Genomic DNA, 25,909 nt, shown 5'->3' with positions numbered 1-25,909 from the left:
GAAACACTCATGTCTTATGTCGATGGTTTTATCGCTGCCGTACCCACCGCCAACCGTGGGCAATACCTCAAGCACGCCCAGATCGCCGCCTCGGTCTTCAAGGAAAACGGTGCCTTGAGCGTGGTCGAATGCTGGGGCGAGGACGTGCCGGAGGGCAAGGTCACCTCGTTCCCGATGTCGGTGAAACTCAAGGAGGGCGAAACCGTTGCCTTTGGCTGGATCATCTGGCCGGACAAGGCCACCCGCAATGCCGGGATGGACAAGATGATGCAGGACCCGCGCATGAAGCCGGACGTCAATCCGATGCCCTTCGATGGCCAGCGCATGGTGTACGGCGGGTTTGAAGTACTTCTCACGGCTTGATGCCGGACGCGGGGTCACTCCGGCGTCGGGGTGATCCTGCAACTCTTGCGCTGGCGGATCTCGTCGTCCGTCGGCCGCTCGCGGATGAACTCGAAGCGCGGCTCACCTTCGCTGTAATGCACCAGCCAGCCCCATTCCAGCTGGCGTTCATCCTGACCTGGCGCGGGCGGTCTGGCCCACCATGGCTCTTTGCTGATGATCTGTCGCATGCTCACCCCCTCCGGTTGTGGGATGTCAGAACTATAACGCGCCTTGTGGACGATGCCAGAAATCCGCTGGCCGGCAGGCGGGTGTTGAGTACACTCAGACAGTCTTCCCACAAGGAGTGCGGCATGAACGACGAAACCCGCGAGCCGACCAAGCGTCTGTTCTTTGCGCTGGACTGCGCCCCGGCCCAGCGCCGGGAGATCGCTCAGTGGCGCAGTGCGCTGCAGCTGCGCAATGGTCGACCGGTGCCGGCGGACAACTTTCACCTGACGCTGAAGTTTTTGGGCGCGGTGGGTGTGGCGCAGATCGCCGACCTCTGCACCGCTGCGGCGTCCATCCGCGCGCCGGACGAGCGCTTGACGGTGGTGCTTGACCGGCTGGACGTATGGCGCAGGGCAGGGGCGTTGGTGCTCGCGCCGCAGCAGGCGCCCCCGGCATTGCTGCGTCTGGTCTATGCCCTGGAACAGGCGATGTTGCCGTTCGGGCTGGAGGAGGCCCCAAGGGAGTATCGCCCGCACCTGACCCTGGCGCGGGACTATCGGGCGCCGGTGCCGGAGTCCCCGACCGCGCCGGAGTTCATCCTGCGTGCCGAGCGCTTCACCCTGTTCGAATCCCACAAGGGCCGTTATCGGGCGCTGGCCGAATGGCCGTTGCTTGATGTTGACCGCACATAAAAAAGGTTCTTCACGCAATCCCTTAAAAACGTGCGTCTGACCGGGAAACTGTAGGAGCCAGCTTGCTGGCGATGGACTCCAGTGCGCCGCGTTTATCCGGTTCACACGCGTTATCGTTAACGACCATCGCTGGCAAGCCAGCTCCTACAAAGGACCGCGCCCACACTGGGAAACTGTAGGAGCCAGCCTGCTGGCGATGGACTCAAATGCGCCGCGTTTATCCAGTTCACCCGCGTTATCGTTAACGACCATCGCTGGCAAGCCAGCTCCCACAAAAGACCGCGCCCACACGGGGAAACTGTAGGAGCCGGCTTGCCGGCGATGGACTCCAGTGCGCCGCGTTCATCCGGTTCACACGCGTTATCGTTAACGACCATCGCTGGCAAGCCAGCTCCTACAAAGGACCGCGCCCACACTGGGAAACTGTAGGAGCCAGCCTGCTGGTGATGGACTCAAATGCGCCGCGTTCATCCGGTTCACACGCGTTATCGTTAACGACCATCGCTGGCAAGCCAGCTCCCACAAAAGACCGCGCCCACACGGGGAAACTGTAGGAGCCGGCTTGCCGGCGATGGACTCCAGTGCGCCGCGTTCATCCGGTTCACACGCGTTATCGTTAACGACCATCGCTGGCAAGCCAGCTCCTACAAAGGACCGCGCCCATACTGGGAAACTGTAGGAGCCAGCCTGCTGGCGATGGACTCAAATGCGCCGCGTTCATCCAGTTCACACGCGTAATCGTTAACGACCATCGCTGGCAAGCCAGCTCCCACAAAAGACCGCGCCCAAACGGGGAAACTGTAGGAGCCGGCTTGCCGGCGATGGACTCCAGTGCGCCGCGTTCATCCAGTTCACACGCGTAATCGTTAACGACCATCGCTGGCAAGCCAGCTCCCACAAAAGACCGCGCCCAAACGGGGAAACTGTAGGAGCCGGCTTGCCGGCGATGGACTCCAGTGCGCCGCGTTCATCCGGTTCACACGCGTTATCGTTAACGACCATCGCTGGCAAGCCAGCTCCTACAAAGGACCGCGCCCACACGGGGAAACTGTAGGAGCCGGCTTGCTGGCGATGGACTCCAGTTCGCCGCGTTTATCCAGTTCACCCGCGTTATCGTTAACGACCATCGCTGGCAAGCCAGCTCCCACAAAGGACCGCGCCCACACGGGGAAACTGTAGGAGCCGGCTTGCCGGCGATGGACTCCAGTGCGCCGTCCGGTTCACACGCGTTATCGTTAACGACCATCGCTGGCAAGCCAGCTCCTACAAGCGACCTTGCCCATGCTGAAAAAAAACCAGTGAAGGCCCTATAAAAAAAGGCGCCCGAGGGCGCCAAATTCACCTGAACCGAGGGAGCCAGGTGAGGCCGTTCTACTTGCAGGAGAGGCAGCGGTGGTAAGGCGCTGCGTGAACGGAAATTGGTAGAGCTGAAATGTGTGCTGGATGTTCTGGCCTCATCGCGAGCAAGCTCGCTCCCACAGGTACGGCATGTACCTTGAAGTTCGCGCTATCCCTGTGGGAGCGAGCTTGCTCGCGATGGCTATGTCAGGCTCAGCAGATCAATTGAGTGAATTACTGGCCGAGTTTCACCTTGGTCCAGCCTCGGGTCATGATCCGCTGGATGGCGATCGGCTGGTCCGGTACGGCATAGAGCGTGGCCATCACCGCTTCCGACGGGTAGGAGCCCGGATCGTTGCGGATCGCTTCATCGACCAGTGGCGTGGCCGCCGCGTTGGCGTTGCTGTAGCCGATGTTGTTGGTGATGTCGGCGATCACGTCGGGGCGCATCAGGAAGTTCATGAACAGGTACGCGTTCTCGACGTTGGCGGCATCGCGCGGGATCGCGAGCATGTCGTAGAAACTGGCGGCGCCTTCTTTCGGGATGCTGTAGTCGATCTTCACCTTGTCCCCGGCTTCCTGGGCGCGGGCCTTGGCCTGCAGCACGTCGCCGGAGTAACCGACGGCCACGCAGATGTTGCCGTTGGCCAGGTCCGAGATGTATTTCGACGAATGGAAGTACGCCACGTTTGGGCGAATCTTCATGAACAGCGCCTCGGCTTCGGCGATGTGCTGTTTGTCCTGATCGTTCACCGGGTAGCCCAGGTAGTGCAGGGCGGTCGGGATCATTTCGGTTGGCGAGTCGAGGAAGCTGATGCCGCAGGCCTTGAGCTTCTCGGCGTTTTCCGGTTTGAACAGCAGGTCCCAGGAGTTGGTCGGGGCGTTGGCGCCGAGCACTTCCTTGACCTTGGCCGGGTTGAAACCGATGCCGATCGAGCCCCACATGTACGGGATGGCGTGAGCGTTGTCGGGATCGCTCGCGGAGGCATTTTTCAGCAGCACCGGATTGAGGTTGTTCCAGTTCGCCAGCTTCGACTTGTCCAGCGTCTGGTAGACGCCGGCCTTGATCTGCTTGGCCAGGAAACTGTTGGACGGCACGACGATGTCGTAGCCGGATTTGCCCGCCAGCAGGCGAGCTTCGAGGGTTTCGTTGCTGTCGAACACATCGTAGGTCACCTGGATACCGGTCTCGTCTTCGAACTTCTTGACGGTGTCCGGGCCAATGTAATCCGACCAGTTGTAGACGCGCAGAACCTTGTCATTGGCCTGGGCGCCGGTGGCGATCGCGCCCAATAAGGACAGTGTCAGCAGAGTCCTGCCAAACATTTTCATCGGTACAACTCCATTTCTTTTTTATTCAAGATCACAAAACAGTGAACACAAAACCTGTGGCGAGGGCGCTTCTGTGGCGAGGGGGCTTGCCCCCGTTCGGCTGCGCAGCAGTCGTAAAACCAGCGAGTGCGGTGAAACTGAAACACCGCGGTTTCCGGTTTTGGGGCCGCTTCGCGACCCAACGGGGGCAAGCCCCCTCGCCACAAAAGCCCCCTCGCCACAGTTAATTCAGCAGCGGCTTAAGCCGTTGCTCCTGCCAGCTGCTTTTTCGGTTGTTGCCAGGATTCGCTGGCGGTCTGGTCCATGGCTTCCTGGATCGCGCGTTTGCGGGTGGCTTCGGCACGGCGGCTGAAGTACCAGACCATGAAGGTCACGATCGACACCGCCAACAGGATCAGGCTGGCCACGGCGTTGATCTCGGGCTTGACCCCCAGACGTACCGCCGAGAACACTTCCATCGGCAGGGTCGTGGAACCCGGGCCGGAGACGAAGCTCGCCAGCACCAGGTCATCCAGCGACAGGGCGAACGACATCATGCCGCCGGCCGCCAGTGAGGGCGCGATCATCGGGATGGTGATCAGGAAAAACACCTTGAACGGTTTCGCACCCAGGTCCATGGCCGCTTCCTCGATGGACAGGTCCAGCTCGCGAAGGCGGGCGGAGACTACCACCGCCACATAAGCGGCACAAAACGTGGTGTGGGCGATCCAGATGGTGACGATGCCGCGTTCCTGCGGCCAGCCGATCAACTGCGCCATGGCCACGAACAGCAGCAACAGCGACAGACCGGTGATCACCTCGGGCATCACCAGCGGCGCGGTGACCAGGCCACCGAACAGGGTGCGCCCCTTGAAGCGGGTAACGCGGGTCAGCACGAACGCTGCCAGGGTACCCAGCGCCACCGCCGCGATGGCGGTGTAGCAGGCAATCTCCAGCGAACGCACCACCGAGCCCATCAGTTGCGAGTTGTCGAGCAAACCGGCGTACCACTTGAACGACCAGCCGCCCCACACCGTCACCAGCTTCGAGGCGTTGAACGAGTAGATCACCAGGATCAGCATCGGCAGGTAGATAAACGACAGGCCGAAAATCAGCATGAACTTTGAAAATCCGAAGCGTTTCATCCCCGTGCCTCCATCTCTTTGGCCTGACTGCGGTTGAACAGCAGAATCGGCACAATCAGGATCAACAGCATCACCACCGCCAGGGCAGACGCCACCGGCCAGTCGCGGTTGTTGAAGAACTCTTGCCACAACACACGGCCGATCATCAGGGTTTCCGGACCGCCGAGCAGTTCCGGAATCACGAACTCACCGACCACCGGAATGAACACCAGCATGCAGCCGGCGATGATGCCGTTCTTGGCCAGCGGCACGGTGATTTTCCAGAAGCTGTTGAAGGTGCTCGAACCCAGGTCCGACGCGGCTTCCAGCAGGCTCTGGTCGTGCTTGACCAGGTTGGCGTACAGCGGCAGCACCATGAACGGCAGGTACGCATACACCACACCGATGTAAACAGCCGTGTTGGTGTTGAGGATCTCGATCGGCTGCGACGTCAGCCCGGTCCACATCAGGAACCCGTTGAGCAGGCCGTTGTTGCTGAGGATGCCCATCCACGCATACACGCGGATCAGGATCGCGGTCCAGGTCGGCATCATGATCAACAGCATCAGCACGTTCTGCGCTTCCTTGCTGGCCTTGGTGATGGCGTAGGCCATCGGGAAACCGATCACCAGGCACATCAGGGTGCTGAACAGCGCGACCTTCAACGAACCGAGATAAGCCGAGAGGTACAGCTCGTCCTGGCCCAGCAAGGTGTAGTTGCCGATGTTGAGCAACAGCTGGAATTTCTGTTCGGCGTAGGTGTAGATCTCCGAGTAGGGCGGAATGGCCAGGGCCGCTTCCGAGAAGCTGATCTTCATCACCAGGAAGAACGGCAGCATGAAGAACAGGAACAGCCAGATGAACGGAATCCCGATGACGAACTTGCGCCCGCTGGGGACCAGTCTCAGAAATTGCTGATTGAAGGTTTTCATGCGCGCAGTACCACGCCGCTGTCGTCTTCCCACCACACGTAGACCTGATCGTCCCAGGTCGGACGTGCACCACGGCGTTCGGCGTTGGCCATGAACGACTGGACGATCTTGCCGCCAGGCAGCTCGACATAGAACACCGAGTGGCCGCCGAGGTAGGCGATGTCATGCACCTTGCCGCTGGACCAGTTGTAGCGGTTGTCCGGCTTGACGGTGCTGACCAGTAGTTTTTCCGGGCGGATCGCGTAGGTGATCGACTTGTCCTGCACCGAGGTGCTGACGCCGTGACCGACGTAGATCTTCTGTTCCAGGTCCGGGCTGTGGATGATCGCGTGACCTTCCAGGTCTTCCACCACGGTGCCGTCGAAGGCGTTCACGTTGCCGATGAATTCGCAGACCATGCGGCTGACCGGTGCTTCATAGATGTCGACCGGGCTGCCGATCTGGGCGATCCAGCCCAGGTGCATGATCGCGATGCGCTGGGCCATGGTCATGGCCTCTTCCTGGTCGTGGGTCACCATCACGCAGGTCACGCCCACGCGCTCGATGATTTCCACCAGCTCCAGCTGCATTTGCGAGCGCAGCTTTTTATCCAGGGCGCCCATCGGTTCGTCGAGCAGCAGCAGCTTCGGACGCTTGGCCAGGGAACGGGCCAGGGCCACGCGCTGACGCTGGCCGCCGGACAGTTGGTGCGGCTTGCGCTTGGCGTACTGGGTCATGTGCACCAGGCGCAGCATTTCCTGCACCCGGGCTTCGATCTCGGCCGCTGGCAAACGGTCCTGCTTGAGGCCGAAGGCGATGTTCTGCGCCACCGTCATGTGCGGGAACAGCGCGTAGGACTGGAACATCATGTTGATCGGTCGTTCGTACGGCGGCATGTCGGTGATGTCGACACCGTCGAGCAGAATCCGGCCTTCGGTCGGGCGCTCGAAACCGGCGAGCATGCGCAGCAGGGTCGATTTACCGGAGCCGGAACCGCCGAGCAGGGCGAAGATTTCACCCTGGTGGATTTCCAGGGACACATCGTCCACTGCGGTGGTTTCGTCGAATTTCTTGGTGACGCGATCGACTTTCACCAGGACCTTTTTCGGTGCCTGGTGACCTTCAATAGCCTTCCTGTAAATGCTGGAGGCGTTTGCCATGTGAAACTCCCAACAGGTTTCAGTCGCCCGGCCAACACGGCCCGGCTTAATAGTGGATTGCAAACCCGAGGCGGGTGATGCCGGCCAATTCATGCGCGGTCCCTGTGGGAGCTGGCTTGCCAGCGATGAGGCCCTGACAGTCGACATCATCGTTGACTGACCAACCGCCATCGCTGGCAAGCCAGCTCCCACAGGGAATTGCATTTGCCTTGCTGGCATCACCCATCCCGCTCGGGTTTATTCGGCGCCGCCGTCCTGGCTGCCTGGTCGTACTTGTTGTTATTGCAGTGTGTTGTTGTCACGAACGGGACACGCAAAAGCGCCTGCCCGCTCGTGAGGGCAGTTAATCGTTGATCCTGGGTGCCGGGTCGTCAGCGCGAGTGACGCAGCGCCGCCCGTTGCCGGCAGGCTTCGCCGAACGCCTGGAAAATACTCAAGTAAGGCGGGTTGTTCAGAACCTGCCATTCCGGGTGCCATTGCACGCCGAGGGCGAAGGCCTGGCTGTGCTCGACCGAGATCGCCTCGATCAGGCCATCGGGTGCGACGGCTTCGGCACGCAGGTCGGGCGCGAGGCGGTCGATGCCCTGGCTGTGAATCGAATTGACCTGGAACACCGCAGGCAGGTCCAGCGCTTCGAACACACCACCGGGCTGCACATTCACCGCATGGGCGGGAGCGTATTGCACGGCCAGGTCCGGGTGGTTGGCCTCGCGGTGGTCGAGGAAGCCGGGAAGTTCATGGACTTTCTGATGCAGGCTGCCACCGAACGCCACGTTCATTTCCTGGAAGCCGCGGCAGATGCCGAGCACCGGAACGCCGGCAGCGATGGCTGCGCGGATCAGTGGCAGGGTGGTGCGGTCCCGTTGCGGATCGTGTTCCGTGCCGGGGGCGCTGTCGGGGCCTTGATAGTGGAAGGGTTCCACGTTCGACGGCGAGCCGGTCAGCAACAGACCGTCGAGCTGCGGCAGCAGGTCATCGATTTCGGTCAGGTCGCCTAAGGAAGGAATAACGACAGGCAGCCCCAGCGCCGCGACGCTGACAGCACGCAAGTACTTGTCGCCGCTGATGTGGTAGGGGTGCAGGCCAATCTGTTTGACGCACGCAGTAACGCCGATCAATGGCTTGAATGCCATTTTTATCACCTCGAAGTTTCACACTTGAACGAGCTTTTCCGGAGCTTAGCCTTGTTGATTTTAATTAACAACTCTCATGTAAAAAATTCTAAACGCCGCACGTCCGATCTTCAGGATTTACGCGTGTTTGAGGGCGTATCTGGCACTCTCGTCCTTCTGAGAGGCCCGAAAATAAACGTTGATAGGCCAGGTGTTCGCTATTGACTTCACTTTGCCTTTCGGATTGACTGGGCTCGTGAAAGGGCGGTGAACATAATAATTAACAGTAAAAAATAGGTGCATCATGTCGGTCCCTCTGCGTACCGTTCAACTCAACGAAGCAAACGCATTCCTTAAGAAATATCCTGAGGTTTTGTACGTCGACCTTCTGATTGCGGATATGAACGGTGTGGTGCGCGGCAAGCGCATCGAACGCACCAGTCTTCATAAGGTTTACGAGAAAGGCATCAACCTGCCGGCGTCTCTGTTTGCTCTGGACATCAATGGCTCCACGGTGGAAAGCACCGGCCTGGGTCTGGACATCGGCGACTCCGACCGGATCTGCTACCCAATCCCGGGCACCCTGAGCATCGAACCCTGGCAGAAGCGCCCGACTGCGCAACTGCTGATGACCATGCACGAACTCGAAGGCGAGCCATTCTTCGCCGACCCGCGTGAAGTGCTGGCCAATGTCGTGCGCAAGTTCGACGACATGGGCCTGACCATCTGCGCCGCGTTCGAACTGGAGTTCTACCTGATCGACCAGGACAACGTGAACGGTCGTCCGCAATCGCCGCGTTCGCCGGTATCCGGCAAGCGTCCGATGTCGACCCAGGTGTATCTGATCGACGACCTCGACGAATACGTCGATTGCCTGCAAGACATCCTCGAAGGCGCGAAAGAGCAGGGCATCCCGGCTGACGCCATCGTCAAGGAAAGCGCCCCGGCGCAATTCGAAGTCAACCTGCATCACGTGGCTGACCCGATCAAGGCCTGCGACTACGCGGTCCTGCTCAAGCGTCTGGTGAAGAACATCGCCTACGACCACGAGATGGACACCACCTTCATGGCCAAGCCGTACCCGGGCCAGGCGGGCAACGGTCTGCACGTGCACATTTCGATTCTCGACAAAGAAGGCAACAACATCTTTGCCAGCGAGGATCCCGAGCAGAACGCCGCGCTGCGACACGCGATCGGCGGTGTGCTCGAGACCCTGCCGGCGCAGATGGCGTTCCTCTGCCCGAACGTCAACTCGTACCGTCGTTTCGGCGCGCAGTTCTATGTGCCGAACTCACCGAGCTGGGGCATCGACAACCGCACCGTGGCCGTGCGCGTACCGACCGGATCAAAGGACGCCGTGCGCATCGAGCACCGCGTGGCCGGTGCCGACGCCAACCCGTACCTGCTGATGGCCTCGGTATTGGCCGGCGTGCACCACGGCCTGACCAACCAGATCGAGCCGGGCGCCCCGGTGGAAGGCAACAGCTACGAGCAGAACGAGCAAAGCCTGCCGAACAACCTGCGCGATGCCCTGCGCGAGCTGGACGACAGCGAAGTCATGGCGCGCTACATCGACCCGATGTACATCGATGTGTTCGTGGCGTGCAAGGAAAGCGAGCTGGCCGAGTTCGAGAACTCCATCTCCGACCTTGAGTACAACTGGTACTTGCATACCGTCTGACGGTGTTGGCGGCGTACACAAAAACCTGTGTACGCCGCCAAGCCAGCTCCTGCAAATGAGTTTCGTGCCTGGCCCCCTGTAGGAGCCGGCTTGCCGGCGATGCGGTCCATCAGGCGACATCGATGCTGAATGTCCCTGCGCTATCGCTGGCAAGCCAGCTCCTACAGTGGGTCCCGCACTACCTATTCCCCTGCGTCGAGTCACAACCATGACAAACACTCGCAGCGATTGGGAGCAACGCTTCCAGTCCCTAACAATCGAAGGTCGTGCCTTCATTGACGGCCAATACTGCGCGGCCGCCAGTGGCGCCACGTTCGAATGCTTAAGCCCCGTGGACGGCCGTTTCCTGGTGAACGTCGCCAGCACCGACGAAGCCGACGCCAATGCGGCGGTCGCCGTTGCGCGCCGCACCTTCGAATCCGGTGTGTGGGCCAACCTGGCCCCGGCCGAGCGCAAGCGCATCCTGATCCGTTTCGCCGACCTGATCCTGGCGAACCAGGAAGAACTGGCCCTGCTCGAAACCCTCGACATGGGCAAGCCGATCAGCGATTCCATGAGCATCGACATTCCGGCGACCGCCAACGCGATCCGCTGGACCGCCGAAGCCATCGACAAGATCTACGACGAAGTCGCCGCCACCCCCCACGATCAGTTGGGCCTGGTGACGCGCGAAGCGGCCGGCGTGGTTGCGGCCATCGTGCCGTGGAACTTCCCGCTGATCATGGCCAGCTGGAAATTCGCCCCGGCCCTGGCGATGGGCAACTCGTTCATCCTCAAGCCTTCGGAAAAGTCGCCGCTGACCGCGATCCGCATCGCGCAGCTGGCACTCGATGCCGGCATCCCGAAAGGCGTGTTCAACGTCCTGCCGGGCTACGGCCACACCGTGGGCAAGGCGCTGGCGTTGCACATGGATGTCGACGTGCTGGCCTTCACCGGCTCCACGGCGATTGCCAAGCAGCTGATGATCTACGCCGGGCAAAGCAACATGAAACGCGTCTGGGCCGAAGCCGGGGGCAAGAGCGCGAACGTGGTGTTCGCCGATGCGCCGGATCTGCGCGCGGCGGCACAGGCAGCGGCCAGCGGCATCGCCTTCAACCAGGGCGAAGTCTGCACCGCCGGTTCGCGCCTGCTGGTGGAGCGTTCGATTCGCGAGCAGTTCATGCCATTGCTGGTAGAAGCCTTGCAAGCCTGGAAGCCGGGCCACGCACTCGATCCTGCGACTACCGTTGGTGCGGTCGTCGACCAGCGTCAACTGGACAACGTGCTGCGCTATATCGGCATCGGCAAGGAGCAGGGCGCCGAACTGATCGCCGGCGGCAGCCGCACCCTAGAAGACACCGGTGGCCAGTACGTTCAGCCGACGATTTTCGACGGCGTGACCAACGCCATGACCATCGCCCGGGAAGAAATCTTCGGCCCGGTGCTGTCGGTCATCACCTTCGACACCTTTGATGAAGCCCTGGCGATTGCCAACGACAGCATCTTCGGCCTGGCCGCCGGCGTCTGGACCCGCAACCTGAGCAAGGCCCACACCTTCGCCCGTGGCTTGCGTGCCGGCAGCGTCTGGGTCAACCAATACGACGGCGGCGACATGACCGCGCCGTTCGGCGGGTACAAGCAGTCGGGTAACGGTCGGGACAAATCGCTGCACGCGTTCGACAAGTACACCGAACTCAAAGCGACCTGGATCAAGCTCTAACAACAATAAAGCGGCGGTCGCCGGCAATCTGCGGCGGCCATCGGAGAAATTTATGAAACACAGCTCTAGCAATCAACAGCATGTAAACAGCTACTACGCCGCCACCCGCAACTTCACCGGTGATTTCCCGGTGCTGGAAGGGGCGGTGGACTGTGACGTCTGCGTGATCGGCGCCGGCTACACCGGCCTGTCCTCGGCGCTGTTCCTCGCCGAAGCGGGCTACAGCGTGACCGTGCTCGAAGCGGCCAAAGTCGGCTTCGGCGCCAGCGGTCGCAACGGCGGCCAACTGGTCAACTCCTACAGCCGCGACGTCGATGTCATCGAAGAGCGCTACGGCGACAAGACCGCCGAAGTGCTCGGCAGCATGATTTTCGAAGGCGCCGACATCATTCGTCAGCGCATACAGCACTACGACATCCAGTGCGATTACCGTCCCGGCGGCATCTTCGCGGCGATGAACAAGAAGCAACTCAAGGGCCTGGCCGAGCAGAAGAAAAGCTGGGAGCGCTATGGCAACAAGAACCTGACATTGCTCGGCGAAGCCGACATCAAGCGCGAAGTGGGTTCCGACGCCTACGTCGGTGGCCTGCTGGACATGCAGGGCGGTCACATTCACCCGCTGAACCTGGCCCTCGGCGAAGCCTCGGCGATCATCGGCCTGGGCGGCAAGATCTATGAGCAATCGGCGGCAGTGGAAATCACCTATGGCGAGCCGATCACCGTGCGCACTGCCAAAGGCGTGGTGAAGGCCAAGTACCTGCTGATCGCCGGTAACGCCTACCTGCCGCAGGGTCTGGACAACCGCGTGACCAGCAAGAGCATGCCGTGCGGTTCGCAGATCGTCGTCACCGAGCCGTTGTCGGAAAAGCAGGCTCGCAGCCTGATCAAGAACAACTACTGCGTCGAAGACTGCAACTACCTGCTCGACTACTACCGCCTGACCGCGGACAACCGCCTGCTGTACGGCGGTGGCGTGGTCTACGGTGCGCGCGAACCGGACGACATCGAGCAACTGATCCGCCCGAAAATCCTCAAGACCTTCCCGCAATTGAAGGACGTGAAGATCGACTACCGCTGGACCGGCAACTTCCTGCTGACCATGTCGCGCATGCCGCAATTCGGCCGTATCGAGAAAAACGCCTACTACATGCAGGGCTACAGCGGCCACGGCGTCACCTGCTCGCACCTGGCCGGCAAACTGATCTCGGAAATGATCCGTGGCGACGCCGAGCGTTTCGACGCGTTTGCCTCCTTGCCGCACATGCCGATGATCGGCGGGCGTACCTTCTCGGCACCGTTGACCGCGCTGGGCGCCGTGTACTACTCGCTGCGCGACCGTTTCGGCATCTAAGCTTTACCTCGCCGGCGGCATCTCCCCAAAGGGTGCCGCCGGATTTTTATCTGAAACACCGCTGTCCCCTTGTGGGAGCGGGCTTGCTCGCGAAGAGGCCATATCAGCCAAAACAGATGTCGCCTGACACACCGCTTTCGCGAGCAAGCCCGCTCCCACAGGTTGTGCAACTTCATGGCAAATGGCTATTTTTCCAGCCGTTTATCGAACCTGCTGAGCATTACCAGCAAACGTGATTTAATAGCCGCCTTTCATGTTTCCGGGACCGGAAAACGGCGTGATCCGCGCCTGTACTCCACCCCTCCATTATCCCTGTAGGAGCGAGCCTGCTCGCGAAAACGCCAGTTCAATCAACATCAATGTTGAGGCTAAAATCGCAATCGCGAACACACTCGCTCCTACGGGTTGGCACATAAGGCTGTCATGGACACGGGCTCACGACTCAAATTAGTACGCGAAAGCTACAAACTGTCCCAGCGCGAGCTGGCCCGGCGTAGCGGCGTCACCAATGCAACCATCTCCCTGATCGAACAGAATCGGGTCAGTCCTTCCGTCAGCTCCCTGAAGAAACTGCTGGAGGGCATCCCCATGTCCCTGGCCGACTTCTTCACCTTCGATCAGCCACCCCGCGAACACCAGTACGTCTTCCGCGCCAACGAACAGCCCGACCTCGGCCGCCATGGCCTGCGCCTGTTGCTGATCGGCGCGTCCGTACCGAGCCGGCAGATGCGCCTGCTGCGCGAGCAGTACGCACCGGGCGCCAGCTCCGGCGAAGAGCCGATCGTGCATTCCGAAGGCGAGGAGTGTGGGCTGGTGACACGGGGTACGGTTGAGTTGACCGTGGACGGCCAGGTGAGTGTGCTGAACGCCGGGGATGGTTATTACTTCCCGACGACCTTGCCGCATCGGTTTCGCAATATCGGGGCTGATGAGGCGGAAATCATCAGCGCCAACACCCCGGCCAACTTCTGATGAGGGCTCTGTAGGAGCCAGCTTGCTGGCGATGGCGTCGGTGTATTTTCATAAGACTTTCGGACGCCATCGCTGGCAAGCCAGCTCCTACGGGGCGTCGATTCCCCGGCGACGGCTGACGGCTCGCCGCCGGAAGAACAAGTGTCAACACGAACCCGCAGAAATGCGGGTTTTTCGTAGGCGCTCCGTTATTTGTCTTCAGGCACTTCAAACCCCCGCAACTCAATCACCCCAAACACATCCCGTACATCCTGCAGCAAAATCCGCGAAATGTTGGTCACGGTATTGATGTCGTTTTCGGCGTAGTCGGGGAGGCTGGTGCAGGCCATGAGGTTGAGGTATTGCAGGACGGCGTTGAGGCGTTCGGCGGCGCAGTTGTGGAGCTCGCGTAGTGGGGCGTCGCTGTCGATGAGGAGGACGGGGTAGCTGGTGGCGATTTGTTTCATGGGGGTAAAGCGGCGGGGTGGACTGTTAGTCGTCATAAGTAAAACTTCCTCGTATCTGTAAGAAGAGCTACTCCCGGTCGCTGCGATTCGAATGGGGGTGGTAGCTATGTGCGGGTTCGCAGACCGAGGATACGAGGAACCCGGCAGACCCGAAGATCTCCCACACACAGCCACCATAAAGCGACATGCGGGCGCAGATGCGACCGTCATCGGATTGATGGACTGCAAGGTTACTACACGTATCTACAGGGCTGCGAAACCCTGTCGCCAATTCAAGTCAGCGACGGGCGCACATTAGGCGGAGATTTCCAGTGCCGCAACCAGCCTGTAGGACGCAAAATACCCCCTGTGGCGAGGGAGCTCGCTCCCGTTCGGCGGCTCTGCCGCCGTAAAACCGGGCACTGCAATGTGTCTGAGGAAATGAGTTGCAAGGGATGAGGGCCGCTTCGCAGCCCGGCGCAAGCAAGCTCCCTCGCCACAGAGAGGCAAGTCCTACAAGTTTTTCAGACGTCAAGATTGAACGTTCGTCGGATGGCGGGTTGCTACCATCGCAATTGCCTGCCGATATCAACACGGCTGCTAAGCTTGGTCGTTGCAGTGCCCGAGCCCCATTCCTGCTCACGCTGCAAAGGTAATCACGGAGTGCGACATCCATTCCTGTCGGCAACCTGCACGGAGGCAGGCGATGGTGATCATGAGCATGGCCGATTCGACGGCGGCGGGGGTTCCCGAGCCGCTCGATCGGGAAGAAATCGAGCGGGTGCTGGCGCTGTTGCTGGTCAGCCCGTTGTTTGCCAAGTCCAGACGCATGGGCAGTCTGTTGCGCTTTCTGGTCGAGCACGACCTTCAGGCTTGCAAAACGCCGCTGACCGAACATGCCATCGGCATCGCGGTGTTTCGTCGTGACCCGGCAGTGTATTGCACCGGCGACGATCCGGTGGTGCGCGTGCAGGTGGGACGCTTGCGGCGCAAGCTCGCAGCGCATTACGCCGGCAACGGCCAGCAGGACCCGGTGCGCTTCAACATTCCACCCGGGTGTTATCGCTTGACCTATCAGCGGCTGCGGCCCAAGGGCGTCGGCACGCGCCATCCTGTGGTCCAGATCCAGCCGTTTACCTGCCTCACCCGCGATGGCAATGACTTTGCCCGGGGCTTGTGCGAGGAGTTGAGCTGCCGCCTGTTCGAGTCGTTCGAACAGGCGCAGACCGGGACCAATCATGTGTTGATGCGGGTGGCACGCAACAGCGAGCCGGTAGCGGACTTCAAGCGTGGCGGGCGTTACAGCTATTGCCTGGAGGGCAGCGTGCGAGTCGAGCCTTCGCGGGTGCGCGCGTCATTGCGCCTGGTGGATGTGGCGCAGGGGCGAATTCGCTGGTCGGCGCAGTTCGATCGTGATCGACCCTATGGCATCGCCACCCAGGAGGACCTCGCGCAGTCGATCTGTCGCTCGCTGACGGGCTACTTCGCCACGGCGGGTAAAGAGAAGTGATAGGGCAACCGCAAGGTTGCCCCGGTATGACGGTTATACGGTTTTCCACTGACCGCCTTCGTAAAGGCGACCGGCGGTGTTATCGAACGTCAGGTCAATTTCGATCGCCTTGGAGCGTGAGGTACTGAACATGGTGCTGGTCTGCACGTTCTGTTCGAACCACACGAGGATGGTTTCCACCGGTGTCAGCACGGTTTCTCCGGTGACCACCTGATCCACCGCAACGTAAATGGGGGTGCTGACCTGATTGCCATCAATGCCGGTAGATAGCTGGTTGATACCCGGATGGATGGGGCCGTAGTCGTTTACAAAGGTCATGGAAATGTTCGGCCCCCCGGTAACCGCCGAACTCAGCAGACCGTGCTCATCGAGTGTCGATGTTTGCCCCAGGCCGATATTGACGATGTTGGTCGAGACTTTGACCTGCACATTTGCCTTGAACAGGTTGGACGCAAACAGCTGATATTGAGGCGTCCAGCTGAACTCGTTGTTGCTCAGGTAAGCGTCATAGGACTGCCAGACCACGTTGTAGTCGGCGTCACCCACCTTCTTGGCAAAGCACAGCTTGTAGCCGGACTTCTTCAGCTGCGTCAGGTCGCCGGCGGCGATTTCGATGGTGACGGTTTTTTGCGAAGCCGCCAGGGCCGACCTCAGTACCCGGCCGTAATCCGACGCCTTCAATTGCGTTGCACCCATGATCGACTTGACGGCTTCTTGCACATCATTGTGAAGCTGCTGGCTCTGTTGGCTGACAGCGGTTGACTTGCTCATGGTTTCCCTCTTCCTTGGTGGTGTGTTGGGCAAACAATGGGCTGCTGGCGCTTGGCGCTGCAGTGCATTGACGGCTTCACTCTAGGGTCGAGGGGCAGGGCGGCTAAGTGTCTTGGTGTTACAAGTGGGTATCGGGGGGGTATCAGGGGCCGGGGCAGCGGGGCAGCCGATCGGCCGCCCCGCCTTGACCTCAGGCGGCCCGGGCATCGGCCCAGACGAAGTTCCAGCTGGTGCGTTTGCCCTTGGCGATCTCGATCAGCTTGTTCTCGTACACCGTGTGATTGACCACGCCGGTGTAGGTCAGGGTGCGGGCGGCATTGTTCCCGGTGACCTCGCCCGGCGTGCCGCCCGACTCGAGCATGGCTTTTTTCATGTCGGCGTCCGACGGGGCGCTGCTCTGGTTTTTTTCCACTTTGACGAAACTCATGATTCACCTCTTCCGTGATGGGGGGATCGGTGCCAGCGCGCGCCGACAAGTCGACGACCCTGTTCCACACCGACGGCCATACTCTATTGGCCCGTTCGGCGGCGCAGAAGTGACAACTGCGGCGCTGAGGTAACAATCGGGAAACAGCGCCATGCATTGAAGTATCTGCGACGTATCAAGCGGAGTCTGGTTGAGCGTTTCGGGTGGGAAGGGTGAGGACCGGCCGGGTCGCAAGGGCCGCTTCGCAGCCCGGCGGGAGCAAGCTCCCTCGCCGCGGTGAGTGATTTTCTGTGTGGTTTTCGGACGTTGGGATGAACGGATCGTTGCGTTCGGTGACCCGATGGAACCAACTCCGTCAATGGCGTCTAAAGTTCAGGGAACATTCCCGCCACGAAGGAACGACTCATGTTCAAGTCTCGATCGTTGATTGCAGCAATCACCTGTCTGGCCCTGGTCAGCGGCTCAGTGACTGCACTGGCTGATCCAGGAAACGGCCAGGGCAACAACAAGGCCAACCATGGCAACCAGGGCAGTCATGGCAACAAGAACAAGAATTCCGGCGGCGGGGATTGGAGTCATGGTCCCAGCATCAATCACAGCAGCGTGCTCGAGATCATTGGCGCCAACACGGGCTACTGGAGCCCCGGGCCTGCCTTGCCACCGGGTATTCAAAAGAACCTTGCCCGAGGCAAACCGCTTCCACCGGGCATTGCCAAAAAACTGGATGGCCGGCTGGTCGGCAGGTTGCCCCACTATGACGGTTACGAATGGCAGCAAGTCGGCACGGATCTGATCCTGGTCGCGCTGGCCACCGGGCTCGTCTATGAAATTCTCAACGGTGTGTTCGATTGATGTGTGAAGGGGCTTCCAGCCGCCTGTCGTCGAGCTGGAACTGTTTGAGGGATATCGCGTCATACGTCACGCAATATCAACCACCTACGGAAGCAATCATGCTTTTCAAAAACAAGAGTCTCGTTGCTGTAATGTCATGCGCCATGATGCTTGCAGCCGCCCCTTTGCTGCCTGATGGCCTGTCGATCATGGGTTCCGCCTACGCGAAGGACGGCGGTGGCGGTGGCGGTGGAAACGGTGGCGGTGGCGGCGGTGGAAACGGCGGTGGTAATGGCGGCGGAAACGGTGGCGGCCACGGCGGCGGCATGGGTGGCGGACACGCCGGCACAGGCCACTCCGGCAGTAACGGCCGCGGCAACGGGCTGGACAGCGACCATGCTGGCAAATCCGTGCGCGACCATGGCCTGAGCGGCAACCACTACGGTAGTGAGCGCAACGATGACAACGGTCATGGCAGCACGACCTCAGGCATCGCCCACTCCAAGGATACTCGCGGCCTCTCCAAGGCCAGGGCTATCTCGGCCTCGACGCCGGGTGAGCACAACACCAAGGGCTTGAGTAAAGCCGGGCTGTCGACCTCGAAAAAAAACCATTGAGTTCACAGCAGTAGCGAGCAGTATCAGAAAAGCCAAAAACCCGCTGAAAGGCGGGTTTTTTGCGTCTGGCGATTTGATCGCCGAACATTGCGCAGCACGTTTCCCACCCGGCCTGTCATTGGTTTTCGGCACTGAAGCTGGCCGCACACCGGGCCATGCACGGACAGAAAACGAGCCACCCGGACACATCGCGCAGTGATTTGCGTCTGCGGGCGATTTGTCATGTTCAGCGTCAATGCAATGTAGATATTGGTCAGCCCAACGTGATTCCAATGAGGCTGCACTGTGTTCCAACGACTTGTGTGTTCGCTGTCTGTTTTGAGCCTGTCCATCGCTGCCGCCCAGGCGGCCGAGACTGTTCCCCTCAACACGCCACGCCTGAAAAGCATCGACAATTTCCGCGATGTCGCCGGTCTCACCACGGCATACACCACAGCCAACGACGGCACGATGCGTGGCGCAGTGTTTTACCGCTCCAATGCGCTGACGCCATCGGCGGCGGACCTGGCGACCCTCAACGGCCTGGGCATCAAGGCGGTCTACGACCTGCGCACGCCCACCGAGATCGCCGCCACGCCCGACACGATGCTCACAGGCGCGACCTACAGCAACATCGACATCATCGGCGGCTCGACGTCGGGCGCGAACGTCACCAACATCGCGTTCCACAGCGCCGCCGAAGCCACCGCGATGATGCAGGACACCAACCGTGATTTCGTACGGAACGCGGGGATGCGCAGCGAGTTCAACCAGCTGTTCAATGAACTGGCTGCGGTCGACGGTGCCGCGCTGTTCCATTGCACCGCCGGCAAGGACCGCACGGGCTGGACCGCCGCTGTGCTGCAAAGCATCGCCGGGCTCGACGATGCCACCATCATGAGCAACTACCTGGCCACCAACGACTACACCGCGGCGCGTATCAAGGCGACCCTGGCGGCGATGCCACCGGGCATGGCGACCATCTATGGGCCGCTGATCGGTGTGGAGGCCAGTTACCTGCAAGCCGGCCTGGACCAGGTCACCGCGCAGTACGGCACCATGGACAATTACCTCAAGCAAGGCCTCGGCCTGTCCCAGGAAACCATTTACGTGTTGCGCGGCAAGATGGTGTTCTACAACAGCCTGCCGGGCGCGGCGGACCTGGCGGGCAACGCCGCGGCCGGCGCGCAATTGTTGCAGCAACTGCAGAACAGCAACCTGTCGGGCACCTACAGCGCCTACAACTACTACCTGCAATCGGCCATCGATGCGCGCAGCCTCGGCGGCGTCGAGTCCACCGTTGGCGGCCAGGTGCATGCCGACGCTGCCAGTTATCTGCTGCGCCAGGGCGCGATGATCGATCAGGCCGCTGCACCCTTCACCAGCGGCACCGACCTCAAGGCCGGGCAATATCGCCTGTGGAGCACCGCCCTGGCGGGGTATCTGGGCACCGACGGCTCCTCGCAGGCCTCCAGTAGCAACGAGCATAGCCAGGGCCTGATGCTTGGCCTGACCCAGCGCTTTTCCGAACAGCTCAGCGCCCATGCCGGCTTCGGCTACAGCCGCGGCAATGTCGGTGGCGCAGGTGGCGAGGCCGATACCGACCTGACCTTCTTCAGCGTAGGTGCCCGCTTTGCACCGAACGGTCTGGAGCGTGGCCTGTTTGTGGATGCCGATGCCAGCGCCGGTTATCTCGATTACGAGAGCAAGCGCGAACTCGGCGGCGGCCTGGGCACGGCCAAGGGCGACAGCCATGGCAACCTCACCGGCGCGACCCTGGCCGTGGGCTATCGTGTTCCGGTGAGCGGCGTGACCCTCGAGCCAAGCCTCGGTGTGCGGATCAGCCACGTCAATCTGTCGGGCTTCCAGGAAAAAGGCAGTGAGCTGGCGCTGGACGTCGATGGCATCCACGAGACCCGCAAGAGCGCGGTGGCCAACCTCAACGCATCCTTTGCACCGGTCAACCTGGGCGCCTGGCAACTGGTGCCGGGGGTGCAAGTGGGCTACGAGCATGTGCTGGGCGACCCTGAAGTCGACAGCGAAGGGCACCTGCTGGGCCTGGACATCGAGCAACAGGCCGCCTTCGACAACCGTGACCAGTTCACCGGTGGCGTCAACGTCATGGCCAACCTTGGGCCGTGGAGCGTGGGGGCAGAAATCGGCGCCAGCGGTGGCGGCGACAGTCATGGCTTCAACGGCGGGCTGAAGGCCAGCTATCTGTTCTGACGATCAGTCAAGGCAAGCTGTGGGAGAGGGCTCGCGAAAGTGATCTGACAGGCACATTGATATTGAGTCTTCCGGCCCCTTCGCGGGCAAGCCCGCTCCCACAGGGTTTTGTGCTTGCCACATGATCCGGGCATGACATGCAACCTGTGGGAGCGGGCTTGCCCGCGAAGGGGCCATGTCAGTCGACATGGATGTTGAATGTCACTACGCCTTCGCGAGCAAGCCCGCTCCCTCAAACCCTCAATGGGTCGCCACTGGCCGCGTTCGCAGGCCCCTTCTCACGTCTGCGGGGCTGATGCCGTAGGCGCTCTGGAAATACTGGCAAAACCGCCCGACGTTGCTGAAGCCGTATTGCAGGGCCACGTCTGTCACCGACGCCGCCGCCCCCTGGGACAGCGCGGCAAAGGCGCGCTCCAGGCGTACCTGGCGCTGATAGGCAACGATCGAAGTGCCCATGAAACGCTGAAAACCTTCCTGCAAGGCGCGCAGGCTGACATGGGTCAGGTGCGCCAGCTCCGTGCCGCTGGCCAGGTGGTCGGGGTGCGCCTGGATGTATTCAACGGCCAGCTTCACATGCCGTGGCGCTATCAGTGGAGAAGGGCGCCGGAGCGCCTCGGTGAAGTTGTGCGGCCAGGTTTCCAGCACCGCATCGACCAGCATTTCACGAAGGCGCGAAGGCATCAGCGAACCGCTGTTGATCAGCAGGTCGAACTCGCTGCCCGTGGCCAGTTCGATCAATGCCCGGATGCCCTGCAAGGCCGATGCCCGCAGATCCACCACCGGTTCGAACTGCACCTTTTGCAGGATGGGTTTGCCCAGCAGCGTCGACAGGCGCTCGGTGATCAGCCGACGGCTGATCGATATCCCGTGCTGTGCGTGGTTATCGACAAAGCGCGCCGAGCGGACCTCGGCCTTGTCGATCGCCAGGCCGATCTGCGCGAAACCTACGGACTCGGTGACATGGTTGAAGATGATCTTGCCGGCGGTAGGAATGACGAAAGTGATTTCATCCAGGGGCGCGGGAAAGTCCACCGTGAAGTCGCCGCGATAGTGCATGCGCCGAAAACTGACACCTTCGTGCCGGCCGTAGACCCCGCCGATGATGATGTTTTTCGGCGGCGGTGCAGAGTCGGCATACAGGTTGCCGAACAGGTTCGAGAACAATGCGCCGAAGTCGTCGCAGCTCATGTCGTTGGACCTGATGATGATTTGCTTGCGCGTCGTGCTTGCGTACACCTGAAGTGTCACCTTGAGCGGATGGGCAAAGCCCTGGTACAGGGAACTGGCGATCGGAGATCGAGCGGATGCGGTTCGGGAAAGCGTCAGGACGTTATCAGTGAGTAATGACAGGTTTGTTACCGGTTTTTGCTGCTAGCCCCGTTTCCATTCACCCGACACCACCGCTCGCACCGGACAACCGGTGGCACGAGCGGTACCGGGGCGTGGGCTGGCCTGCACTGGCCAGGGCTATTTCACCGGCTCTGTCGCCTTGATATCCCCGCAAAAGATATCGACGTTGCCATCGGTCGCAGCCGTTCGCACGACCACCGAATACTTGCCGTCAAGCAAGGTTTGCAACTGCACTGGCGCGGTTCGGGTAAAGGACCAGCCGCGTATGGGTTGGCGTTCGGTGTTGACGGTGTCGTTCATCGCGTAGGCGACTGACCCGGGTTGCGCGCAGGTGCCGTTATTGATGAACGAGTAAAGGCGCAGGGGCAGGGTAACCCCGGTTGGAACACCGCTGATGAAGAAACTGAGCCCGGTTTTCTTGTCCCAGTCGGTCAAGGTGACGGTGCCGATCTGACCGGCGTTTTGCCGGGTGGCGACCAGGTTGAGGTTCACGCCGTGGTGTGAGGAAGTGGCGCAGCCGAAAAGGCTTGCCGCGACCATGAGGGCTGCCAGAGAGGTCTTGAGCTTCATTGCCAAACTCCTGAGTTGAAGAACTGCAATGGGGGGAATTAGCGGGTATAGCTCATTTATCGCCTTCATGACGTCGTCCATTTAGGGCTTTCCATTTTTGCGCGCAGAGGGTGGGGCGTCTGTCTCCTTCTCCAGCCATGTGGCGGCGTAGCCGTGCAAACCGGCTACATTTGTAGTCGAGCCTGCGTGGATTGCCTGCGGGCAGGTGCACTTCGATGCCGATGAAGGTCAGCAGTGGTTACGCGTGCAGTTAACGGATTGTGCGGTCAGTTGAGCCCACTCATCATCCGCACGGACGATTTGCGACTGGAGTGACTGATGAATCAACAAGGCAGCGATCCGCAAGCGCGGAACCCCGGCATTCCAAAGCGGGGTACCTTGCGCAGCCTGTTGATCCCGGAGTGGCTCGGCAGCTATCGGCCGGATTGGCTGCGGGGCGATGTGGTCGCCGGGCTGACGGCAGCGGCCGTGGTCATTCCCAAGGCGCTGGCGTACGCCACGATTGCCGGCCTGCCGGTGCAGGTCGGGCTGTACACGGTGCTGGTGCCGATGGTGATCTATGCCGTGCTCGGCACGTCGCGTCCGCTCAGTGTCAGCACCACGACCACCCTGGCCATTCTGGCAGGCTCGGCACTGGGCCAGATCAGCCCCGATGGCGATGCGGCGACCCTGCTGGCGGGCTCCGCCACGCTGGCCCTGATGGTGGGCGCGATCCTGATCGTCGCGGGGTTGCTGCGCCTGGGTTTCGTCGCCAATTTCATTTCCGAACCGGTGCTGGTGGGGTTCAAGGCCGGCATAGGCGTGGTCATCGTGCTCGACCAGCTCCCCAAGCTGCTGGGCACCCACATCGACAAAGGTGGCTTCCTGCACAACCTGGTGGCCACTGTGCAGAGCGTCCCTCATGCCGCGCTGCCGACCGCGGCGGTCGGGGTGTTCATGATACTGCTGCTGGTCGGCATGAAGCGCTTTACGCCGCGACTGCCCGCGCCCTTGATTGCGGTGGCGCTGGGCATCCTCGGCATGAGCCTGCTTGGCCTGGAGAGTTTTGGTGTGTCCGCCGTTGGCGTGGTGCCGATCGGCTTGCCGGCGCCGACCCTGCCGCTATGGTCGCTGGCCGAAACCCTGTGGCCTTCGGCGATGGGTATCGCGCTGATGAGTTTCACCGAAACCATCGCTGCGGGACGCGCGTTCGCCCGCAGTGACGAGCCTGCGCCACAACCGAATCGGGAGCTGCTGGCCACTGGCGTTGCCAATATAGGCGGTGCGTTTCTCGGGGCCATGGTCGCGGGGGGCGGGACCACTCAAACGGCGGTTAACCGCCTGGCCGGCGCCCGCTCGCAACTGGCTGCACTGATTACCGCTGCATTGGCATTGGGCACTTGCCTGCTGCTGGCACCGCTCATTGGCCTGATGCCCAATGCCACCCTCGCCGCCGTGGTGATCGTGTATTCGGTGGGCTTGATCGAGCCGGCGGAGTTTCGCGAGATCCTGTCGGTTCGCCGTACCGAATTCGCCTGGGCCGTGGTGGCCATGATCGGCGTGATGCTGCTGGGCACGCTGCAAGGGATCGTCGTGGCGATCATCGTCTCGTTGCTGGCCCTGGCCTATCAGCTCTCGGACCCACCCGTGCATGTTTTGGCACGCAAGCCCGGCACCAACGTCTATCGCCCGCAGGCCACCGGCAACGCGGATGACGAACAGTTTGACGGGCTGCTGTTGCTCAGGCCCGAGGGGCGGGTGTTCTTCGCCAATGCCGAGCGCATCGCCGAGAAAATCCGGCCGCTGATCGATGCAGCGTCACCCAGGGTCGTGGTCCTGGACCTGCGCAGCGTGTTCGACCTGGAATACACGGCCCTGAAAATGCTCACCAGCGCCGAGCAGCGCATGAGCGAAAAAGGCATTTCACTGTGGCTGGTGGGCATGAGCCCCAGCGTATGGGACATGGTCATCAAGGCCCCCTTGGGCCATACGTTGGGCGAGGCACGCCTGTTCCTGAACCTGGAACTGGCGGTTGAACATTATCAGCGCAGTCGACGCTGAATAAACGCGGCCGGGCGCATTCCGGACGCTGTGTGACGCATTGAAGGAGATAACGGGCATGGCAAAGAAGAAGACGGCAACGAAAAGCAAACCGGTTGAAAGCGGCAAGCTCAAGAACAAGGTGTATCTCGAGGAACTGGCGCGGCTGCATGTCGAGCTGGTCAAGCTGCAGGAGTGGGTACAGCACTCGGGCGCCAAGGTCTGCATCGTCTTCGAGGGCCGTGATGGCGCCGGCAAGGGCGGGACCATCAAGGCACTGACCGAACGGGTCAGCCCGCGGGTGTTCCGGGTGATGGCATTGCCGGCACCGACCGAGCGGGAAAAAAGCCAGATGTATGTGCAACGTTATCTGCCGCACATGCCGGCGGCCGGTGAAGTGGTGATCTTCGATCGCAGCTGGTACAACCGCGCCGGTGTCGAGCGGGTCATGGGGTTTTGCAGCGAAGAACAGGTGCGCACCTTTCTCACCGTGGCGCCGCGGGTCGAGCATGCACTGGTCGAATCGGGAATCATCCTGATCAAATACTGGCTGGAAGTGAGCCCGGAGGAGCAGACCCGACGCCTCAAGGCGCGCATCACCGACGGGCGCAAGATCTGGAAGCTGTCACCGATGGACCTCAAGTCCTATAACCGCTGGTACGACTACTCCCGTGCCCGGGACGACATGTTCGAGGCCACCGACACCGAGTTCGCCCCGTGGCGGGTCGCCAACTCCAATGACAAGCGGCGGGCGCGACTGAACATCATCAGCGATGTGCTCAGCAGCATTCCTTATGAGGAAGTCCCGCGGGCGAAAGTGAAACTGCCCAAGCGCCAAAGCCCCGGCAACTATCGGGATCCGAATTATCCGTTCAAGTACATTGCGGAAAAATTCTAGAATCCCGCAGCACTGTGCTGCCCGTGCCCGGTCTTCAATACTCGGGCACGGCAGTCGTGAAATCGCCTCCCCGCTTTTCCGGAGTCAACCGACCATCCCCGTCTCAACGGCCATGCCGCGCTGCAACCAAAAACACGCCAATGATCTTCGAGTAGGAAATTTCCTTAGTTGTGTAGGAAATGGCTATTTAGAGAGAAGGCAAGTTCTGAGTGCGATGTAAGGCGCGTCTAAATATTAATTTGGCGGTTGGAATGTCTTTGTAAGATGGTTCACCATTACATCTGACAGTGTTTGAGTATTTGTTTCCGTAGTTGCGGTCGCCTTTGAAAAGGCTCATCTTTCGCTGCCGAAGCAAGCTTGCATGTTACGTTCGCTTATGTAAT

The 25,909-nt window shown here is 61.0% G+C and carries 23 protein-coding genes and 1 pseudogene; 12 read left to right on the top strand and 12 right to left on the bottom strand.

What is annotated here, in order from left to right; all coding sequences use genetic code 11:
- The first annotated feature begins 9 nt into the window (after window positions 1-9).
- Window positions 10-363 carry a DUF1428 domain-containing protein gene (locus AB7M25_RS18300; RefSeq protein WP_429387709.1) on the top strand — a complete coding sequence of 118 codons (354 nt, stop codon included), beginning with the start codon at window positions 10-12 and terminating at the stop codon, window positions 361-363.
- Window positions 364-377: 14 nt separating this feature from the next.
- On the opposite strand, the gene AB7M25_RS18295 is transcribed toward AB7M25_RS18300, so the two are convergent.
- A complete protein-coding gene (locus tag AB7M25_RS18295) occupies window positions 378-572 on the bottom strand; it encodes a hypothetical protein (RefSeq protein ID WP_429387706.1) in 195 nt (64 codons plus the stop codon).
- 123 nt (window positions 573-695) lie between these two features.
- Here AB7M25_RS18295 and thpR point away from each other — a divergent pair, with 123 nt between their 5' ends.
- Complete coding sequence (gene thpR, locus AB7M25_RS18290) at window positions 696-1,244, top strand: RNA 2',3'-cyclic phosphodiesterase (RefSeq protein ID WP_429519258.1); 549 nt, start codon at window positions 696-698, stop codon at window positions 1,242-1,244.
- Window positions 1,245-2,816: 1,572 nt separating this feature from the next.
- Here the strand turns inward: thpR and AB7M25_RS18285 are convergent.
- From AB7M25_RS18285 to AB7M25_RS18265, 5 genes are all read right to left on the bottom strand, one after another.
- The gene (locus AB7M25_RS18285) at window positions 2,817-3,914 is read right to left on the bottom strand and encodes a polyamine ABC transporter substrate-binding protein (RefSeq protein WP_429389231.1); all 1,098 of its coding nucleotides are present in this window, start codon (window positions 3,912-3,914) and stop codon (window positions 2,817-2,819) included.
- 239 nt (window positions 3,915-4,153) lie between these two features.
- The gene (locus AB7M25_RS18280) at window positions 4,154-5,038 is read right to left on the bottom strand and encodes an ABC transporter permease subunit (RefSeq protein ID WP_454237787.1); all 885 of its coding nucleotides are present in this window, start codon (window positions 5,036-5,038) and stop codon (window positions 4,154-4,156) included.
- On the bottom strand, window positions 5,035-5,949 hold the full coding sequence (locus AB7M25_RS18275; RefSeq protein ID WP_258681415.1) for an ABC transporter permease subunit: 915 nt from the start codon (window positions 5,947-5,949) through the stop codon (window positions 5,035-5,037). Before AB7M25_RS18275 ends, AB7M25_RS18280 begins: the two co-directional genes overlap by 4 nt.
- The gene (potA, locus tag AB7M25_RS18270; RefSeq protein WP_007982155.1) at window positions 5,946-7,088 is read right to left on the bottom strand and encodes a polyamine ABC transporter ATP-binding protein; all 1,143 of its coding nucleotides are present in this window, start codon (window positions 7,086-7,088) and stop codon (window positions 5,946-5,948) included. The genes AB7M25_RS18275 and potA overlap by 4 nt, the downstream gene beginning before the upstream one ends.
- A 371-nt stretch (window positions 7,089-7,459) precedes the next feature.
- A complete protein-coding gene (locus AB7M25_RS18265) occupies window positions 7,460-8,221 on the bottom strand; it encodes a gamma-glutamyl-gamma-aminobutyrate hydrolase family protein (protein WP_454237786.1) in 762 nt (253 codons plus the stop codon).
- 283 nt (window positions 8,222-8,504) lie between these two features.
- On the opposite strand from AB7M25_RS18265, the gene AB7M25_RS18260 reads away from it, so the two are divergent.
- The 4 genes from AB7M25_RS18260 (at window position 8,505) to AB7M25_RS18245 (ending at window position 13,903) form a co-directional block, all read left to right on the top strand.
- Complete coding sequence (locus AB7M25_RS18260) at window positions 8,505-9,881, top strand: glutamine synthetase family protein (RefSeq protein ID WP_007975260.1); 1,377 nt, start codon at window positions 8,505-8,507, stop codon at window positions 9,879-9,881.
- A 208-nt stretch (window positions 9,882-10,089) separates the two neighbouring features.
- Entirely contained in the window at window positions 10,090-11,580 is a 1,491-nt protein-coding gene (locus AB7M25_RS18255; RefSeq protein WP_454237785.1) for an aldehyde dehydrogenase, read from the top strand.
- Window positions 11,581-11,632: 52 nt separating this feature from the next.
- Entirely contained in the window at window positions 11,633-12,931 is a 1,299-nt protein-coding gene (locus AB7M25_RS18250) for an NAD(P)/FAD-dependent oxidoreductase (RefSeq protein ID WP_102701227.1), read from the top strand.
- A 423-nt stretch (window positions 12,932-13,354) separates the two neighbouring features.
- Window positions 13,355-13,903, top strand: coding sequence for a cupin domain-containing protein (locus tag AB7M25_RS18245; protein WP_007975263.1), 549 nt, complete (start codon window positions 13,355-13,357; stop codon window positions 13,901-13,903).
- A 188-nt stretch (window positions 13,904-14,091) separates the two neighbouring features.
- Here AB7M25_RS18245 and AB7M25_RS18240 read toward each other — a convergent pair whose 3' ends face one another.
- The gene (locus AB7M25_RS18240; RefSeq protein ID WP_429561533.1) at window positions 14,092-14,385 is read right to left on the bottom strand and encodes a fructose-bisphosphate aldolase; all 294 of its coding nucleotides are present in this window, start codon (window positions 14,383-14,385) and stop codon (window positions 14,092-14,094) included.
- Window positions 14,386-14,577, bottom strand: a pseudogene (locus AB7M25_RS18235) (ash family protein); the annotation flags it as partial. It lies immediately after the preceding gene.
- 457 nt (window positions 14,578-15,034) lie between these two features.
- Between AB7M25_RS18235 and AB7M25_RS18230 the strand changes: the two are divergent.
- Window positions 15,035-15,838: a hypothetical protein gene (locus tag AB7M25_RS18230; protein ID WP_454237784.1), complete on the top strand. Its 804-nt coding sequence runs from the start codon at window positions 15,035-15,037 to the stop codon at window positions 15,836-15,838.
- A 33-nt stretch (window positions 15,839-15,871) separates the two neighbouring features.
- Here AB7M25_RS18230 and AB7M25_RS18225 read toward each other — a convergent pair whose 3' ends face one another.
- The gene (locus AB7M25_RS18225; RefSeq protein WP_454237783.1) at window positions 15,872-16,609 is read right to left on the bottom strand and encodes a hypothetical protein; all 738 of its coding nucleotides are present in this window, start codon (window positions 16,607-16,609) and stop codon (window positions 15,872-15,874) included.
- A 190-nt stretch (window positions 16,610-16,799) separates the two neighbouring features.
- Complete coding sequence (locus AB7M25_RS18220) at window positions 16,800-17,036, bottom strand: hypothetical protein (RefSeq protein ID WP_429389243.1); 237 nt, start codon at window positions 17,034-17,036, stop codon at window positions 16,800-16,802.
- A 405-nt stretch (window positions 17,037-17,441) separates the two neighbouring features.
- Between AB7M25_RS18220 and AB7M25_RS18215 the strand changes: the two genes are divergently transcribed.
- The 3 genes from AB7M25_RS18215 (at window position 17,442) to AB7M25_RS18205 (ending at window position 20,689) form a co-directional block, all read left to right on the top strand.
- Window positions 17,442-17,888, top strand: a complete 447-nt coding sequence (locus AB7M25_RS18215; protein ID WP_104447506.1) for an anti-virulence regulator CigR family protein — start codon at window positions 17,442-17,444, stop codon at window positions 17,886-17,888.
- Window positions 17,889-17,986: 98 nt separating this feature from the next.
- Window positions 17,987-18,484, top strand: a complete 498-nt coding sequence (locus AB7M25_RS18210) for a hypothetical protein (RefSeq protein WP_454237782.1) — start codon at window positions 17,987-17,989, stop codon at window positions 18,482-18,484.
- Window positions 18,485-18,769: 285 nt separating this feature from the next.
- Window positions 18,770-20,689, top strand: coding sequence for a tyrosine-protein phosphatase (locus AB7M25_RS18205; protein ID WP_454237781.1), 1,920 nt, complete (start codon window positions 18,770-18,772; stop codon window positions 20,687-20,689).
- Between the two features lie 240 nt (window positions 20,690-20,929).
- Here the strand turns inward: AB7M25_RS18205 and AB7M25_RS18200 are convergent, their stop codons facing one another.
- Both AB7M25_RS18200 and AB7M25_RS18195 read right to left on the bottom strand, forming a co-directional pair.
- On the bottom strand, window positions 20,930-21,877 hold the full coding sequence (locus tag AB7M25_RS18200; RefSeq protein WP_429389249.1) for an AraC family transcriptional regulator: 948 nt from the start codon (window positions 21,875-21,877) through the stop codon (window positions 20,930-20,932).
- Window positions 21,878-22,156: 279 nt separating this feature from the next.
- The gene (locus AB7M25_RS18195) at window positions 22,157-22,609 is read right to left on the bottom strand and encodes a hypothetical protein (RefSeq protein WP_429389251.1); all 453 of its coding nucleotides are present in this window, start codon (window positions 22,607-22,609) and stop codon (window positions 22,157-22,159) included.
- Window positions 22,610-22,927: 318 nt separating this feature from the next.
- Here AB7M25_RS18195 and AB7M25_RS18190 point away from each other — a divergent pair, with 318 nt between their 5' ends.
- Together AB7M25_RS18190 and ppk2 are read left to right on the top strand one after the other, a co-directional pair.
- Window positions 22,928-24,649, top strand: a complete 1,722-nt coding sequence (locus AB7M25_RS18190; protein ID WP_454237780.1) for a SulP family inorganic anion transporter — start codon at window positions 22,928-22,930, stop codon at window positions 24,647-24,649.
- Between the two features lie 58 nt (window positions 24,650-24,707).
- The gene (ppk2, locus tag AB7M25_RS18185; RefSeq protein ID WP_454237779.1) at window positions 24,708-25,526 is read left to right on the top strand and encodes a polyphosphate kinase 2; all 819 of its coding nucleotides are present in this window, start codon (window positions 24,708-24,710) and stop codon (window positions 25,524-25,526) included.
- The last annotated feature ends 383 nt before the right edge of the window (window positions 25,527-25,909 follow it).

The sequence above is a fragment of the Pseudomonas sp. AP3_22 TE3818 genome (genome assembly GCF_053628995.1).
Note: the sequence above shows the minus strand (reverse complement) of the source record. Positions and strands in the feature narration are given on the sequence as shown.

Bases quoted from the DNA above. Each gene is read 5' to 3' on its own strand.
- AB7M25_RS18260 (WP_007975260.1), top strand. From the start codon at position 8,505: ATGTCGGTCCCTCTGCGTACCGTTCAACTCAACGAAGCAAACGCATTC.
- AB7M25_RS18220 (WP_429389243.1), bottom strand. From the start codon at position 17,036: ATGAGTTTCGTCAAAGTGGAAAAAAACCAGAGCAGCGCCCCGTCGGAC.
- ppk2 (WP_454237779.1), top strand. From the start codon at position 24,708: ATGGCAAAGAAGAAGACGGCAACGAAAAGCAAACCGGTTGAAAGCGGC.
- AB7M25_RS18285 (WP_429389231.1), bottom strand. From the start codon at position 3,914: ATGAAAATGTTTGGCAGGACTCTGCTGACACTGTCCTTATTGGGCGCG.
- AB7M25_RS18210 (WP_454237782.1), top strand. From the start codon at position 17,987: ATGCTTTTCAAAAACAAGAGTCTCGTTGCTGTAATGTCATGCGCCATG.
- AB7M25_RS18230 (WP_454237784.1), top strand. From the start codon at position 15,035: ATGGTGATCATGAGCATGGCCGATTCGACGGCGGCGGGGGTTCCCGAG.
- AB7M25_RS18275 (WP_258681415.1), bottom strand. From the start codon at position 5,949: ATGAAAACCTTCAATCAGCAATTTCTGAGACTGGTCCCCAGCGGGCGC.
- thpR (WP_429519258.1), top strand. From the start codon at position 696: ATGAACGACGAAACCCGCGAGCCGACCAAGCGTCTGTTCTTTGCGCTG.
- AB7M25_RS18215 (WP_104447506.1), top strand. From the start codon at position 17,442: ATGTTCAAGTCTCGATCGTTGATTGCAGCAATCACCTGTCTGGCCCTG.
- AB7M25_RS18240 (WP_429561533.1), bottom strand. From the start codon at position 14,385: ATGACGACTAACAGTCCACCCCGCCGCTTTACCCCCATGAAACAAATC.
- AB7M25_RS18300 (WP_429387709.1), top strand. From the start codon at position 10: ATGTCTTATGTCGATGGTTTTATCGCTGCCGTACCCACCGCCAACCGT.
- AB7M25_RS18225 (WP_454237783.1), bottom strand. From the start codon at position 16,609: ATGAGCAAGTCAACCGCTGTCAGCCAACAGAGCCAGCAGCTTCACAAT.
- AB7M25_RS18255 (WP_454237785.1), top strand. From the start codon at position 10,090: ATGACAAACACTCGCAGCGATTGGGAGCAACGCTTCCAGTCCCTAACA.
- AB7M25_RS18295 (WP_429387706.1), bottom strand. From the start codon at position 572: ATGCGACAGATCATCAGCAAAGAGCCATGGTGGGCCAGACCGCCCGCG.
- AB7M25_RS18200 (WP_429389249.1), bottom strand. From the start codon at position 21,877: ATGAGCTGCGACGACTTCGGCGCATTGTTCTCGAACCTGTTCGGCAAC.
- AB7M25_RS18280 (WP_454237787.1), bottom strand. From the start codon at position 5,038: ATGAAACGCTTCGGATTTTCAAAGTTCATGCTGATTTTCGGCCTGTCG.
- potA (WP_007982155.1), bottom strand. From the start codon at position 7,088: ATGGCAAACGCCTCCAGCATTTACAGGAAGGCTATTGAAGGTCACCAG.
- AB7M25_RS18195 (WP_429389251.1), bottom strand. From the start codon at position 22,609: ATGAAGCTCAAGACCTCTCTGGCAGCCCTCATGGTCGCGGCAAGCCTT.
- AB7M25_RS18250 (WP_102701227.1), top strand. From the start codon at position 11,633: ATGAAACACAGCTCTAGCAATCAACAGCATGTAAACAGCTACTACGCC.
- AB7M25_RS18265 (WP_454237786.1), bottom strand. From the start codon at position 8,221: ATGGCATTCAAGCCATTGATCGGCGTTACTGCGTGCGTCAAACAGATT.
- AB7M25_RS18245 (WP_007975263.1), top strand. From the start codon at position 13,355: ATGGACACGGGCTCACGACTCAAATTAGTACGCGAAAGCTACAAACTG.
- AB7M25_RS18190 (WP_454237780.1), top strand. From the start codon at position 22,928: ATGAATCAACAAGGCAGCGATCCGCAAGCGCGGAACCCCGGCATTCCA.